This is a genomic window from Pseudomonas sp. NPDC087342 (genome assembly GCF_044744265.1).
Lineage (GTDB): Bacteria > Pseudomonadota > Gammaproteobacteria > Pseudomonadales > Pseudomonadaceae > Aquipseudomonas > Aquipseudomonas nunensis.
This window is the reverse complement of the sequence record NZ_JBIUXZ010000020.1, coordinates 91951-105236: the sequence shown is the minus strand read 5'-3', so window position 1 is coordinate 105236 and position 13286 is coordinate 91951. Positions and strand designations below refer to the sequence as shown.

Here is a 13286-nt window from a genome sequence, read left to right as displayed (position 1 = left end):
TGTCAACACCTCTTTTTCAACTCCTTTCGCGCTTCGATGAACTGAAGCAACTCACTGCCGAAACCTGCGTAACTCTTTGTTTACCAAGGAGTTTTTCGTTTCGACTGCGCCGGAAGTGGGGCGAATTATAGACTTCCAGAATCTGCCGTCAAGCACTGATTTTGCTTTTCTATCAATAACTTGCAAAAGGCCGGAAAACAGCCCGATTTCCTCTATAAAACAAACGCTTCTATATAGAAGGAATCCTTAAAGCACCCCAGCGTCCCTGAAAGCAGCCACCGCGCCAGCATCCAGACCCAACACCCGCTGCAATACCTCCAGCGTATGCTCCCCTAATAGAGGAGGCGCGTTGCGGTATTCCACAGGCGTCTCAGACAACCGGATCGGACTCGCCACCTGAGGCACCATTCCAGCCAATGCATGGGGCAGCTCTATAGCCAATCCACGCGCCTGAACCTGCGGGTCAGCAAACACCTGCGCCAGATCATTGATCGGCCCACACGGCACGCCCGCCTGCTCCAACTGCACCACCCACTCAGCTGTAGTCTTGAACACCGTCGCCTGGCGAATCAGCGGAATCAGCACCGCCCGATTGGCTACCCGCAGCTTGTTGGTAGCAAAGCGCGGATCATCTGCCCACTGCGGCTGACCCGCCACCTCGGCAAACTTGCGGAACTGCCCGTCATTACCCACGGTGAGAATGAAGTCGCCATCCGCCGTAGGAAAGTCCTGATAAGGCACGATGTTCGGGTGCGCATTCCCAAGGCGTTTCGGTGCGTTACCGGTAGTCAGGTAGTTCATCGCCTGGTTAGCCAGACAAGCCACCTGCACATCCAGCAACGCCATATCGATATGCTGGCCGCCACCGTCATGATCCCGATGCGCCAGGGCCGCCAGAATCGCTACCGTCGAATACAGCCCGGTCAAAATATCCGTCAGCGCTACGCCAACTTTCACCGGCCCGGCGCCCTCATCACCTTCAGGTCGCCCCGTCAGGCTCATCAAGCCGCCCAACCCTTGGATCATGAAGTCATAACCTGCGCGTTTGGCGTAAGGCCCTGTCTGGCCAAACCCGGTGATCGAGCAATAGATCAGGTCCGGATTGATTGCCTTGAGCGACTCATAGTCCAAACCATAAGCCGCCAGGCCACCCACCTTGAAGTTCTCGATCAGGATGTCCGACTTCGCCGCCAGATCACGCACCAACTTCTGGCCTTCAGGCCGGGTGAAGTCGATGGTTACCGATTGTTTGTTGCGATTGGCCGACAAGTAATAGGCAGCCTCGCTGGTGTTCTCGCCATAGGCGTCTTTAAGGAACGGAGGCCCCCAGGCGCGCGTGTCGTCACCGTTACCCGGGCGCTCGACCTTGATCACTTCAGCGCCAAGGTCCGCCAGGATCTGCCCGGACCAAGGCCCGGCCAGCACCCGCGATAAATCCAGTACCCGTAGATGCGAAAGCGCGCCCATGGCCGTTCTCCTATTAATAGAACGCCTGGATGCCGGTCTGCGCGCGACCGAGGATCAGCGCGTGCACGTCGTGCGTACCTTCGTAGGTGTTCACCACTTCCAGGTTGACCAGGTGACGCGCAACGCCGAACTCATCGGAGATACCGTTACCACCCAGCATGTCGCGGGCCATGCGCGCGATATCCAGGGATTTGCCGCAGGAGTTACGCTTCATCATCGAAGTGATCTCGACTGCAGCAGTACCTTCATCCTTCATACGGCCCAAACGCAGGCAACCTTGCAACGCCATTGTGATTTCGGTCTGCATGTCGGCCAGTTTCTTCTGGATCAACTGAGTAGCCGCCAATGGGCGACCGAACTGCTGACGATCCAGGGTGTATTGGCGAGCGGTGTGCCAGCAGAACTCGGCAGCGCCCAGTGCGCCCCACGAGATGCCGTAACGCGCAGAGTTGAGGCAGGTAAACGGACCTTTCAGGCCACGGACATCCGGGAAGATGTTCTCTTCAGGAACAAACACGTTGTCCATGACGATTTCGCCGGTGATGGACGCACGCAGGCCAACCTTGCCGTGAATCGCCGGTGCACTCAGGCCTTTCCAACCCTTCTCCAATACGAAACCGCGGATGTCGCCGGCATCATCCTTACCCCAGACCACGAAGACATCGGCGATCGGGCTGTTGGTGATCCACATTTTGCTGCCGGTCAGGCTGTAGCCGCCTTCCACTTTGCGTGCACGAGTAATCATCGCGCCCGGGTCGGAACCGTGGTTTGGCTCTGTCAGACCGAAGCAGCCGATCCATTCGCCAGTGGCCAGTTTTGGCAGGTACTTCTGCTTTTGCGCTTCGGTGCCGAATTCATTGATCGGCACCATGACCAGCGAGGACTGCACACTCATCATCGAGCGATAGCCGGAGTCGACGCGCTCGACTTCACGGGCGATCAGGCCGTAGCTGACGTAGTTAAGACCGCTGCCACCGTATTGCTCAGGAATGGTTGCACCCAACAGGCCCACATCACCCATCTCACGGAAGATCGCGATGTCAGTCTTCTCATGACGGAAAGCTTCCAGAACACGCGGCGCGAGCTTCTGCTGAGCAAACTGCTCGGCGGTGTCGCGGATCATGCGTTCTTCTTCGGTGAGCTGTTGATCCAGCAGCAGGGGATCGATCCAGTTGAAGCTAGCTTTACCGCCCATGAGTGTGTCCTCTCGAATCGGGTCAAATAACGTGGACTGATCCTAGGCCCGGTTCGCTGTCTCGGCAAACGAGGATTTCGCATACTGTTGTGCTAATTTCTCACTCCGAAACATCGCGAAAGGTCATTAATGCGATGTATTAGTGAGGTTCACGTACATGCGCAGGAAAATCCCCAGCACAACAGCCCTGATCAGCTTCGAAGCGGCAGCGCGCCATGAGAGCTTTACCAAGGCTGCACAGGAACTTTCCCTCACCCAGGGCGCGATTTGCCGACAGATCGCCAGCCTTGAGGAGTTCCTCAGCGTCGAACTGTTCCGACGTTCCCGGCGTGGTGTGAAGCTGACGGAAGCCGGGCTTTCCTACAGCCGTCGCGTGGCCACGCAACTCGACGCCGTTGAACGGGACACGCTGTCGGTGATGGGTCAGCAGGGCGCCAATGTGATCGAGCTGGCGGTGGTGCCAACTTTCGGCACCCAATGGTTGCTGCCGCGACTTAAGGACTTCCAGCACAAACACCCGGAAGTAACGGTCAACCTCACTAACCGCACACGGCCCTTCCTGTTTGCCGATACCGAATTTGATGCTGCGATCTACTTCGGCGATGCGGATTGGTCGGGTACCGAATCCCACAGGCTGATGGGAGAAAACCCGATGCCGGTGTGCAGTCCCACCCTACTGGGCAAGAAGGCAAATCTGACACCCGCTCACATCGCGGAATTGCCCCTGCTGCAACAGACCACCCGCCCCTACGCGTGGCGCCAGTGGTTCAATTCCCAGAACCTGAATATCCCTCGCGACATGACAGGCCCGCGTTACGAGCTATTCTCCATGCTCGCCCAGGCGGCCATGCACGACATGGGGATCGCGCTGATTCCGCCGTTTCTGATTCAGCGCGAATTGGCGGAGAAGCGCCTGGTGATTGCCAACCCCCAAGCCCTGTCGAGCATCAAGGCTTATTACCTGATGATTCCTGAGCGAAAGGTCGAATCGGCCTCTTTAAGGGCTTTTCGCGACTGGCTAGTGAATCAGGCGCATGGCTACAGCCTAGAAGGATAGAGGCTATCGGCGCTTAACTGACCTCGTAGTCAGTAAATTCAAAACACTACAGATATAAGTATTTGTCGCATATTCATAGACTGTACCGACATGCAGTACAAACGTCCCACAAGCGCCTGAAGTCGTGGCCTTGAGCCTCTATTTCGAGGCAATGACCCCTCATTCACGGCGCCGATGTGTAAATTATTGAAATTCGACCAGAATCCTTACAAGGCACGGCCTGCAAGGGATTGAACCGGCTAGTTGCGACATTCGGTCACGGGGTGACTTGTAGTTAATTTTCCGTCACCCGTCATAATCCCTTGAAGGGCACAAAGTTCGCCTGCAAAATGCCGCGCCCCGCCCTGATTTGGCGGGATCGTGCTGATCGGCCGCCCCAGCCGCACCATCCGAAGTGCCTGGGTTTACTCAATAAGATCACGCAGGAGATTTGACGTGCACATTGGTGTTCCTCTCGAAACCCAAACGGGTGAAACACGGGTTGCTGCAACCCCGGAAACCATCAAAAAGCTGATCGGCCAGGGTCATAAGGTCACTGTACAAAGCGGCGCCGGCGTTAAAGCCAGCGTTGTCGACAGTGCTTATGAAGCGGCAGGCGCAACCATTGGCAGCGCCAACGATGCATTTGGTGCCGAGCTGATTCTCAAGGTGGTCGCCCCCAGCGACAGCGAGCTGGCTCTGATCAAGAGCGGCACCGTTGTCGTCGGCATGCTCAACCCGTTCAGCAATGAAACCATCGCCAAGCTGGCCGAGTGCGGCATTACCGCGTTCGCGCTGGAAGCCGCGCCGCGCACCTCCCGCGCCCAGAGCCTGGATGTGCTGTCCTCCCAAGCGAACATTGCTGGCTACAAAGCCGTGTTGTTGGCCGCTCACCACTATCCGCGCTTCATGCCGATGCTGATGACGGCGGCGGGCACCGTGAAAGCGGCGCGCGTGCTGATTCTCGGCGCCGGGGTTGCCGGTTTGCAGGCGATCGCCACGGCGAAACGTCTGGGTGCGGTGATCGAAGCGTCCGACGTGCGTCCGGCAGTAAAAGAGCAGATCGAATCCCTCGGCGCCAAGTTCGTCGACGTACCCTACGAAACCGATGAGGAGCGTGAATGCGCCGTCGGTGTCGGCGGTTACGCGCGTCCAATGCCCGCCAGCTGGATGCAGCGCCAGGCACTGGCCGTGCACGAACGCGCCAAGCAGGCCGACATCGTCATCACCACCGCGCTGATCCCGGGCCGCAAGGCGCCGACGCTGTTGAGCGCGGAAACCGTGGCGCAGATGAAGCCAGGCTCGGTGGTCATCGACCTCGCCGCAGCCCAGGGCGGCAACTGCCCGCTGACCGTGGCCGACCAGGTCGTCGTCGAGAATGGCGTGACCATTTGCGGCCCGACCAACCTGGCCGGTGAAGTTGCTGCAGATGCTTCGGCGCTGTACGCCCGCAACTTGCTGGACTTCCTGAAGCTGGTCTTCAACAAAGAAGGCCAGTTCGAAGTGAACCTAGAAGACGACATCGTCGCCGCGTGCCTGATGTGCCGCAACGGCCAAGTCATCCGCAAAAACGCCTAAGCAGGGATTCAGACGATGGAAGAGCTTATCTCCCCCGGTATCTACAACCTGATCATCTTCGTGCTGGCGATTTATGTCGGTTATCACGTGGTCTGGAACGTTACACCTGCACTGCACACGCCATTGATGGCGGTGACCAACGCAATCTCGGCGATCGTGATCGTCGGCGCCATGCTGGCAGCGGCTTTGACCGTGACGCCACTGGGCAAAACCATGGGCACCCTGGCGGTGGCTCTGGCGGCAGTCAACGTGTTTGGTGGCTTCCTGGTTACCCGCAGGATGCTTGAGATGTTCAAGAAAAAAGCCCCGAAAGTCGTAAAAGAAGAGGCGCCTAAGTAATGAGCATGAATCTTGTCACGACGCTCTACTTGATCGCGTCGATCTGCTTTATCCAGGCCCTCAAAGGCCTGTCGCACCCGACCACGTCGCGGCGCGGCAACGTGTACGGCATGCTCGGCATGGCGCTGGCGATCCTCACCACCGTCGGCCTCATCTATAAGTTGGGCGCTGAGCTGGCTACCGCTGGTATTGGCTACGTCATCGTCGGTTTGCTGGTCGGCGGCACCGCCGGCTCGATCATGGCCAAGCGCGTTGAAATGACCAAGATGCCGGAACTGGTCGCCTTCATGCACAGCATGATCGGTATGGCGGCGGTGTTCATTGCGATCGCTGCGGTGGTTGAGCCGCAATCGCTGGGTATCGTCAAGCAATTGGGTGATGCGATTCCTGCCGGTAACCGCCTGGAACTGTTCCTCGGCGCGGCCATCGGTGCAATCACCTTCTCCGGTTCGGTGATCGCCTTCGGCAAGCTCTCGGGCAAGTACAAGTTCCGCCTGTTCCAGGGCGCACCGGTACAGTTCGGCGGTCAGCACAAGCTGAACCTGCTGCTAGGCTTGGCGACACTGGCGCTGGGCATCACCTTCATGTTGACCGGCAATCTCAGCGCCTTCGCGCTGATGCTAGCCCTGGCCTTCGTGCTGGGCGTGCTGATCATTATCCCGATTGGCGGCGCGGACATGCCCGTCGTCGTGTCGATGCTCAACAGCTACTCCGGTTGGGCCGCAGCGGGGATCGGCTTCTCGCTGAACAACTCGATGCTGATCATTGCCGGTTCGCTGGTGGGTTCGTCTGGTGCGATCCTCTCGTACATCATGTGCAAGGCGATGAACCGCTCCTTCTTTAATGTGTTGCTCGGCGGTTTCGGCAATACGGCGGATGCGGCCGGTCCTGCAGGTTCGAAAGAAGCCCGTCCGGTGAAATCCGGTTCGGCTGACGACGCGACCTTCCTGCTGACCAACGCCGACACCGTGATCATCGTTCCGGGCTACGGCCTGGCGGTGGCTCGGGCGCAACACGCGCTCAAAGAACTGACCGAGAAGCTGACTCATCGCGGCGTGACCGTGAAGTACGCGATCCACCCGGTTGCCGGTCGGATGCCTGGCCACATGAACGTATTGCTGGCCGAGGCCGAAGTGCCTTACGACCAGGTGTTCGAGATGGAAGACATCAACTCCGAATTCGGTCAGGCCGACGTGGTGCTGGTGCTGGGCGCCAACGACGTGGTCAACCCGGCCGCCAAGAACGATCCGAAATCGCCGATTGCCGGCATGCCGATTCTCGAGGCGTTCAAGGCCAAGACCATCATCGTCAACAAGCGCTCGATGGCCAGCGGTTATGCCGGCCTGGACAACGAACTGTTCTACCTCGACAAAACCATGATGGTCTTCGGTGACGCCAAAAAGGTCATTGAAGACATGGTCAAAGCTGTCGAGTAAAACCTGCTCCAACGCAATACCCAAAACCTCAGCCTTTAGTAGGCTGGGGTTTTTTTATTCCCCGTGAAACCCGACCAAAGGCTCTAAATCAGGGCTCGGCATTCGACCATGGTAGCGGGACGGATTTTTTTCAAGTCACTAGACTGCACACCTTGCTTCCGTTGCCCGAGATAACAATCCATGTACCGTGATCGTATTCGCTTGCCTTCGTTGTTGGATAAGGTGATGAGCGCCGCTGACGCTGCCGCTCTGATTGAGGACGGCATGACCGTCGGCATGAGCGGTTTCACTCGCGCCGGCGAAGCCAAGGCCGTGCCGCACGCATTGGCCGAGCGCGCCAAAATCACTCCGCTGAAAATCACCTTGATGACCGGCGCGAGCCTGGGCAACGACCTCGATAAACAGCTGACCGAAGCCGGCGTCCTGTCGCGGCGCATGCCGTTCCAGGTCGACAGCACCCTGCGCAAGGCGATCAACGCCGGCGAAGTCATGTTCATCGACCAGCATTTGTCGGAAACCGTCGAGATGCTGCGCAACCAGCAACTCACGCGACCGGACATCGCGGTGATTGAAGCCGTTGCGATTACCGAGCAGGGCCATATCGTGCCGACCACGTCGGTGGGCAACTCGGCCAGCTTCGCGATCTTCGCCAAGCACGTCATCGTCGAGATCAACATGGCGCACAACCCGAATCTCGAAGGGTTGCACGACATCTATATCCCGACCTACCGCCCGACCCGCACGCCGATTCCACTGGTGAAGGTCGACGATCGTATTGGCAGCACTGCCATCCCGATCCCGCCGGAGAAGATTGTTGCGATCGTGATCACCAACCAATCCGACTCGCCGTCTACCGTGCTGCCGCCGGACACCGACACCCAGGCCATTGCCGATCACCTGATCGACTTCTTCAAGCAGGAAGTGGCGGCCGGGCGCATGACCAACAAGCTAGGTCCGCTGCAGGCCGGGATCGGCACCATCGCCAACTCGGTGATGTGTGGCTTGATCGACTCGCCGTTCGAAGACCTGACCATGTATTCGGAAGTGTTGCAGGATTCGACGTTCGACCTGATCGATGCCGGCAAGCTGAGTTTTGCCTCGGGCAGCTCGATCACTCTGTCGGCGCGGCGCAATGCTGATGTGTTCGGCAATCTGGAGCATTACAAGGACAAGCTTGTGTTGCGCCCTCAGGAAATCTCCAACCATCCGGAAGTGGTGCGGCGCCTGGGCATCATCGGCATTAATACGGCGCTGGAGTTCGACCTGTACGGCAACGTCAACTCCACCCATGTCTGCGGCACGCGGATGATGAACGGCATTGGCGGTTCGGGTGACTTCGCGCGCAATGCGCACCTGTCGATCTTCGTCACCAAGTCGATCGCCAAGGGCGGCGCGATTTCCAGCGTGGTGCCGATGGTCAGCCACGTCGACCACACCGAGCATGACGTTGACATCCTGGTGACCGAGATCGGCCTGGCCGACCTGCGAGGCCTGGCGCCGCGGGAGCGGGCCCGGGTGGTCATCGACAACTGTGTGCACCCGGACTATCGCGAAGCCCTGAATAACTACTTCACAGCCGCCTGTGCCATTGGCGGACACACCCCACACATCCTGCGTGATGCCCTGAGCTGGCACATCAACCTGGAAGAAACCGGGCGGATGCTGGCGGTCTGATTGACCAAAATAACAGCTGACGCAAACACAGTTGCGTCAGCTGCTGCTTGCAACACCCTTTCCTGTCGAAAACTGTACTGCTGTACTGGTCTTTTCCTACCGCAATCTCCTACATTTCCGAGTCGATACGCCTAAAATGCACTGAGTTAGTGCAGACAGGTACAGTTGCCTCAATTTCGACCAGTACACCCCCTATAAACAGTTAATTGATCCCTCACAATACAAGTGAACTGTATCTAGAGAGACTGGCCAAACGAGAGGATCATTGGCATCAGTTAAACCACTACCTAATCCCGCCACAAGCGGAAGGATGTCAACCATGGAACGTACACTCAGTTCCGAACTGTTCTTCGAAGATACCGCTGCAAAAACCCAGGCTTCCATGCCTCTTCGCGTTATCGCCAACCTGATGTTGTGGCAGCGCCGCATTACCAGCCGCCATCAACTGGCTCGTCTGGATTCGCGTCTGCTGGCTGATGCCGGGATTAGCGAAGCACAACGCTACGAAGAGCTGAGCAAGCCGTTCTGGCGCTAAGTAGCGTCGCTGGCTCTGACCTGTAGGGTCCACCGCCAGCAACCCGAATTGAACAAACAAGACCCGTCGTGGGAAACCACGACGGGTTTTGTCGTTTCAGCGTCCTGAAAAGCCATACCAGTACAGTTTTATTAAAAATGAAATAGACCAGTACACTGTCATTTCATCCATCTGCGCTGTTCCATTCCCTGCGCACCAGCCTAATATCCAATCAGAACGTGGCGAACGCCGTATGACAGGCGTCTGACCTTTCAGACACTGCGCCACCTCTCAATCGGTTTATCCAAAGGAGCTACCCCATGTCCCGTCTTCGTCTGCTGAGCGCTGCAGCCCTGCTCGCCGTGGCTGCCAACGCCAACGCCACCAGCTTTATCGTGACCACCGACGCCGTCGTTGGCGCGCTCAAATCCAGTTCCGACGCAACTTCCGATGTCTCCTCTTCGCTGCGCGACAATAAAATCGTGCGTGCCGCTCGTGATGACGCCGCCAGCTTCGTTGCCAGCAACGGCGATATTCGCGGAGTGAAACTGGAAAGCGCATTCGACGAGATCCGCCACCAGGCACCTCAGTTGAACGCGACTGACGCACAGTTGGCCCAAGCCATTCTGGCGATCTAAGCATCAGCTCGACGGCGGGACACGCCCATCGTGTCCCAATGTTTCGGCGCTGGCTCTAGTCCGGGCATTGCGCTAGCCTTGGGACTCGTTTTCAGCTATCGAGTCTCATGCGTTTTCTTTCGAATCTGTTGCTCACGCAAGCGATCTTCGTGGCCTGCTGGTCGGGATCGGCCCATGCCTTCGACGCTTTCAATCTCTCGACACAAGGGACTGTGGTCAGCGGTTACGCCACAAGCATGGTGACCTCCGCGCCCTTCGACCATAAACTGCTGATCGCCGCTCAGGATGACGCCGCGGCGTTCATTGCCAGTGACGGCCAACTGCGAGGAGCGCAACTGGAATCCGCCCTGGATTATCTGCGTCGGACCCAGCCAAAACTTCATGCCCGCGACCTTGAACTGGCACAGGCAATTCTCGTCCAATAGTTACCATCGTTCCTCCGGAGTCGTTCCATGCGTAGCCCGCTGATTGCTGCCACCCTTGGCCTACTGTTGTTGGCCGACGTGGCCCAGGCGCACACCCTGGTTGCCACCAGTAACATGATCATCCGTGCCACCCAGCGCACGCTTGATTTCACATCCGATACCACCACCTCCATTCGCGATTCGAAAATCGTCCGCGAAGCCCATGACGACGCCGCCAGTTTTGTCGCCAGCGATGGCGAGATTCGTGGTGCGCACCTGGAAGCGGCCATCAACACCTTGCGCACCCGCGTACCGGAAGCCCGCGACGCCAGTGATCAGGTTCTCGCCGAAGCCATCCTCGCACTGTGAGGCGGCTTAGTGCCTGGCTACTGGCCGGGGTGGTGTTGCTGCTTGGCAACACCGCCCAGGCCGGCCTGCAATTACGCCTCAAGACCGACGGTCTGAGCCCCGCGCAAGTGCAGGCCAGCCAGGCGCTACTCGATGAAGCCATGCAGGCATTGCCGCCGCGCTTCGTCGAGCAACTGGATCGGCGCATCGATGTCGGCTGGACCGACGAAATGCCCAGCAACGCCTACGGCCAGGCGTCGCTGGTGTCCGAACTCGATCTGAATCGCAACTTGCTCGCCAGCCTCACCGATGGCAGCGCTGCGACCAAAAAGACCTACCGCCCCCACGGCACTGTGCGCCGGGAAATGCTGGCCACGGTCCTGCACGAACTCACCCATATTTACGATCGCTCGCGCCTGTGGCCAGACGCCGAGCGCACGCTGATCCAGCGCTGCACCCAGCGCAACAGCAGCTCCGGGCTGATCGGCATCCCCGACCAGTGCCGCGGCCAAACCACACGACGCTTTACCCTCAGCGATGACCCACGCCTGCTGGATCTGGCCGGCTGGCCGCAATACGTCGGCCGCCGTGGCGAGCGCGAACAACACAACCGGCAAGTCGCTCGCAGCCCGGACATCTACGAGACCACCAATCCCAAGGAATTCGTCGCGGTCAACATGGAGTATTTCCTCCTCGACCCGAGCTACGCCTGCCGACGTCCTGCGCTGTACCGCTACTACAAGGACCATTTCGGCTGGGCGCCCGCCGCCAAAGACACCTGCGCCAAAACCTTCGCGTTCCTGAATGCCGGCAACGACTTCGCCAAGACACCGCTGGGCCAGGTCGATCCGGAGCGGGTCTACGCCGTGGACTATCTGTTGGCCGAAGCCAACCAGAACTGGGTCAGCCGCTGGGGCCACAGCATGTTGCGCCTGGTGATCTGTGCGCCGGGCCGGCCACGCGGGCCGGATTGTCGTCTGGATTTGGACCAACACCTGGTGCTGTCCTACCGCGCCTTCGTCGGTGACGTACAACTGTCGAGTTGGGACGGATTGGTCGGCAAATACCCGTCGCGCCTGTTTGTCTTGCCGTTGGCCCAAGTCATCGACGAATACACCAAGACCGAACTGCGCAGCCTCGCCTCGGTACCGCTGAACCTGTCGCGCACCGAAATTGAGGAAGTGGTGGAACACGCGGCGGAGATGCACTGGAGCTACGACGGCAACTACTTCTTCCTGTCCAACAATTGTGCGGTGGAAAGCCTGAAACTGCTGCGCAGCGGCAGCAACAACGCGCAACTGACCGGACTGGACAGCATCATGCCCAACGGTTTGCTCGAAGTGCTCAAGGGTCGCGGATTGGCGGACACCAGCGTGCTGGACGATCCACGCGAGGCTCTGCGGCTGGGTTATCGCTTTGACTCCTTCCGCGATCGCTATCAAGCGATGTTCGAAGTGTTGAAGAAACACTTGCCGATCAAGCAGGCCACGGTCGAAGACTGGCTTTCATTGAGCGCGGAAGACCGGCGCAAATGGATCGATCAGGCTGATTTGCGCACCAGCGCGGCATTGCTGTTGCTGGAGCAGGCCAGTTTCCGTCGACAGCTACAGTTGGCCCAGGATGAAGTGAAGCAGCGCTACTTGGGCGCTCGTGAACTGAAGAACGGCGGCATGGACAAGGCCAACGCGACCTTGCAGCAGATTCTCGCCAACAGCGGCTTCCTCAGTCGCCCCGCCGAATTGCTCGGCTCAGGTGGTTATGGTTTGCCACAGCCTAGCGAATCGGCGCGACTGGAGTCGGAAACCAGCCTGCGCCAGAAACAGCTGCAATCGCTGACCGGGGATCTGGATAAGGAAGTGCGGGCGTTGCTGGAGCCGAGTCGGGCGGCGGAGATTGCAGCTAACGAAGCCAATTTGAAGCAGGTTGGCGAGCATTTGCGGGCGCTGCATAAAGCGGCGGGCGGGTTGGAGTTGCCCTGACAGGATCACCGCAGACTTTGTAGCAGCTGGCGAAGCCTGCGTTCGGCTGCGAAGCAGTCGTAAAATCAGACGCTGCGGTACATCAAGCAGACCGAGATGGATGGATTGCGACTGCTTCGCCTTCGCAGCCGAACGCAGGCTTCGCCAGCTGCTACATAAGCTGTGCTCGGCCTGCGCAAGTGGAATCGATTAGTTCAACACGTTATCCAGAATTTCATAAACAATCCCGGTCCCCACGGCGATCAGCACGATATCGCCACCGGCCCGACGCCACTCGTAACCCTGATATTGCGGCAACCGGCCCAAGGCTCGGCCATCCAGGCGTTCGCCGTAATAACCGTGAGGCAATGGGCGACCACGCTCCAGACGAATGCCCGGAGGCGGCGGCGCACCGCGTACAAAATAACCGTGATTGTCATGAATGGTCTGGCGCACCGGACCAAAGTCCCGAGGCGGTGGGCCACCGCGATGGTTGTCCTGCGGACCACGGTGATCGTCGCCGCGATTGTCACCGCGGTTATCGTGTTGGCCCTGCTGCGGGCCGCCGTGGTCGTGATCGTCGCGCTGGTCGGCGCTGGCGTGCAGCAACGGAGTCGCACTGAGCATCAGTACGCCCAGGCTGGCAATCAGACGTTTCGGCATTTTCATCGGGGGTTTCCTCACTGCACAAACAGCAAA

The 13286-nt window shown here is 58.8% G+C and carries 13 protein-coding genes; 10 read left to right on the top strand and 3 right to left on the bottom strand.

The features are described from left to right. Nucleotides 1–246: 246 nt before the first annotated feature. Both ACIOYV_RS26425 and ACIOYV_RS26420 read right to left on the bottom strand, forming a co-directional pair. Nucleotides 247–1467 (bottom strand): CaiB/BaiF CoA-transferase family protein, encoded by a 1221-nt coding sequence (locus ACIOYV_RS26425; protein ID WP_163910461.1) that lies wholly within the window; start codon nt 1465–1467, stop codon nt 247–249. 13 nt (nt 1468–1480) lie between these two features. Continuing rightward, nucleotides 1481–2662 (bottom strand): acyl-CoA dehydrogenase, encoded by a 1182-nt coding sequence (locus ACIOYV_RS26420; RefSeq protein ID WP_290027201.1) that lies wholly within the window; start codon nt 2660–2662, stop codon nt 1481–1483. Between the two features lie 157 nt (nt 2663–2819). Between ACIOYV_RS26420 and ACIOYV_RS26415 the strand changes: the two genes are divergently transcribed. The 10 genes from ACIOYV_RS26415 (at nt 2820) to ACIOYV_RS26370 (ending at nt 12608) form a co-directional block, all read left to right on the top strand. Further along, on the top strand, nt 2820–3719 hold the full coding sequence (locus tag ACIOYV_RS26415; protein ID WP_401328406.1) for a LysR family transcriptional regulator: 900 nt from the start codon (nt 2820–2822) through the stop codon (nt 3717–3719). Between the two features lie 435 nt (nt 3720–4154). Further along, nucleotides 4155–5276, top strand: a complete 1122-nt coding sequence (locus ACIOYV_RS26410) for a Re/Si-specific NAD(P)(+) transhydrogenase subunit alpha (RefSeq protein ID WP_401328403.1) — start codon at nt 4155–4157, stop codon at nt 5274–5276. Nucleotides 5277–5291: 15 nt separating this feature from the next. Continuing rightward, nucleotides 5292–5615, top strand: a complete 324-nt coding sequence (locus tag ACIOYV_RS26405; protein WP_007947884.1) for an NAD(P) transhydrogenase subunit alpha — start codon at nt 5292–5294, stop codon at nt 5613–5615. Beyond that, nucleotides 5615–7051 (top strand): NAD(P)(+) transhydrogenase (Re/Si-specific) subunit beta, encoded by a 1437-nt coding sequence (locus ACIOYV_RS26400; protein WP_290027199.1) that lies wholly within the window; start codon nt 5615–5617, stop codon nt 7049–7051. The genes ACIOYV_RS26405 and ACIOYV_RS26400 overlap by 1 nt, the downstream gene beginning before the upstream one ends. Before the next feature lie 180 nt (nt 7052–7231). Then, nucleotides 7232–8725, top strand: coding sequence for an acetyl-CoA hydrolase/transferase family protein (locus tag ACIOYV_RS26395; RefSeq protein ID WP_054047914.1), 1494 nt, complete (start codon nt 7232–7234; stop codon nt 8723–8725). 319 nt (nt 8726–9044) lie between these two features. Beyond that, entirely contained in the window at nt 9045–9260 is a 216-nt protein-coding gene (locus ACIOYV_RS26390; RefSeq protein ID WP_030129620.1) for a DUF1127 domain-containing protein, read from the top strand. A gap of 299 nt (nt 9261–9559) precedes the next feature. Next, the gene (locus tag ACIOYV_RS26385) at nt 9560–9877 is read left to right on the top strand and encodes a DUF2388 domain-containing protein (protein WP_054047916.1); all 318 of its coding nucleotides are present in this window, start codon (nt 9560–9562) and stop codon (nt 9875–9877) included. Nucleotides 9878–9984: 107 nt separating this feature from the next. Continuing rightward, complete coding sequence (locus tag ACIOYV_RS26380) at nt 9985–10302, top strand: DUF2388 domain-containing protein (protein WP_401328397.1); 318 nt, start codon at nt 9985–9987, stop codon at nt 10300–10302. A 27-nt stretch (nt 10303–10329) separates the two neighbouring features. Next, entirely contained in the window at nt 10330–10650 is a 321-nt protein-coding gene (locus ACIOYV_RS26375) for a DUF2388 domain-containing protein (RefSeq protein WP_054047920.1), read from the top strand. After that, on the top strand, nt 10647–12608 hold the full coding sequence (locus ACIOYV_RS26370) for a DUF4105 domain-containing protein (protein ID WP_401328394.1): 1962 nt from the start codon (nt 10647–10649) through the stop codon (nt 12606–12608). Before ACIOYV_RS26375 ends, ACIOYV_RS26370 begins: the two co-directional genes overlap by 4 nt. A gap of 189 nt (nt 12609–12797) precedes the next feature. Here ACIOYV_RS26370 and ACIOYV_RS26365 read toward each other — a convergent pair whose 3' ends face one another. Continuing rightward, nucleotides 12798–13256 (bottom strand): anti-virulence regulator CigR family protein, encoded by a 459-nt coding sequence (locus ACIOYV_RS26365; protein WP_054617212.1) that lies wholly within the window; start codon nt 13254–13256, stop codon nt 12798–12800. Nucleotides 13257–13286: the final 30 nt, after the last annotated feature.

What these genes read in the sequence shown, in the direction of transcription:
- ACIOYV_RS26425 (WP_163910461.1), bottom strand. Translation starts at nt 1,467, where the DNA reads ATGGGCGCGCTTTCGCATCTACGGGTACTGGATTTATCGCGGGTGCTG.
- ACIOYV_RS26420 (WP_290027201.1), bottom strand. Translation starts at nt 2,662, where the DNA reads ATGGGCGGTAAAGCTAGCTTCAACTGGATCGATCCCCTGCTGCTGGAT.
- ACIOYV_RS26415 (WP_401328406.1), top strand. Translation starts at nt 2,820, where the DNA reads ATGCGCAGGAAAATCCCCAGCACAACAGCCCTGATCAGCTTCGAAGCG.
- ACIOYV_RS26405 (WP_007947884.1), top strand. Translation starts at nt 5,292, where the DNA reads ATGGAAGAGCTTATCTCCCCCGGTATCTACAACCTGATCATCTTCGTG.
- ACIOYV_RS26400 (WP_290027199.1), top strand. Translation starts at nt 5,615, where the DNA reads ATGAGCATGAATCTTGTCACGACGCTCTACTTGATCGCGTCGATCTGC.
- ACIOYV_RS26395 (WP_054047914.1), top strand. Translation starts at nt 7,232, where the DNA reads ATGTACCGTGATCGTATTCGCTTGCCTTCGTTGTTGGATAAGGTGATG.
- ACIOYV_RS26390 (WP_030129620.1), top strand. Translation starts at nt 9,045, where the DNA reads ATGGAACGTACACTCAGTTCCGAACTGTTCTTCGAAGATACCGCTGCA.
- ACIOYV_RS26385 (WP_054047916.1), top strand. Translation starts at nt 9,560, where the DNA reads ATGTCCCGTCTTCGTCTGCTGAGCGCTGCAGCCCTGCTCGCCGTGGCT.
- ACIOYV_RS26380 (WP_401328397.1), top strand. Translation starts at nt 9,985, where the DNA reads ATGCGTTTTCTTTCGAATCTGTTGCTCACGCAAGCGATCTTCGTGGCC.
- ACIOYV_RS26375 (WP_054047920.1), top strand. Translation starts at nt 10,330, where the DNA reads ATGCGTAGCCCGCTGATTGCTGCCACCCTTGGCCTACTGTTGTTGGCC.
- ACIOYV_RS26365 (WP_054617212.1), bottom strand. Translation starts at nt 13,256, where the DNA reads ATGAAAATGCCGAAACGTCTGATTGCCAGCCTGGGCGTACTGATGCTC.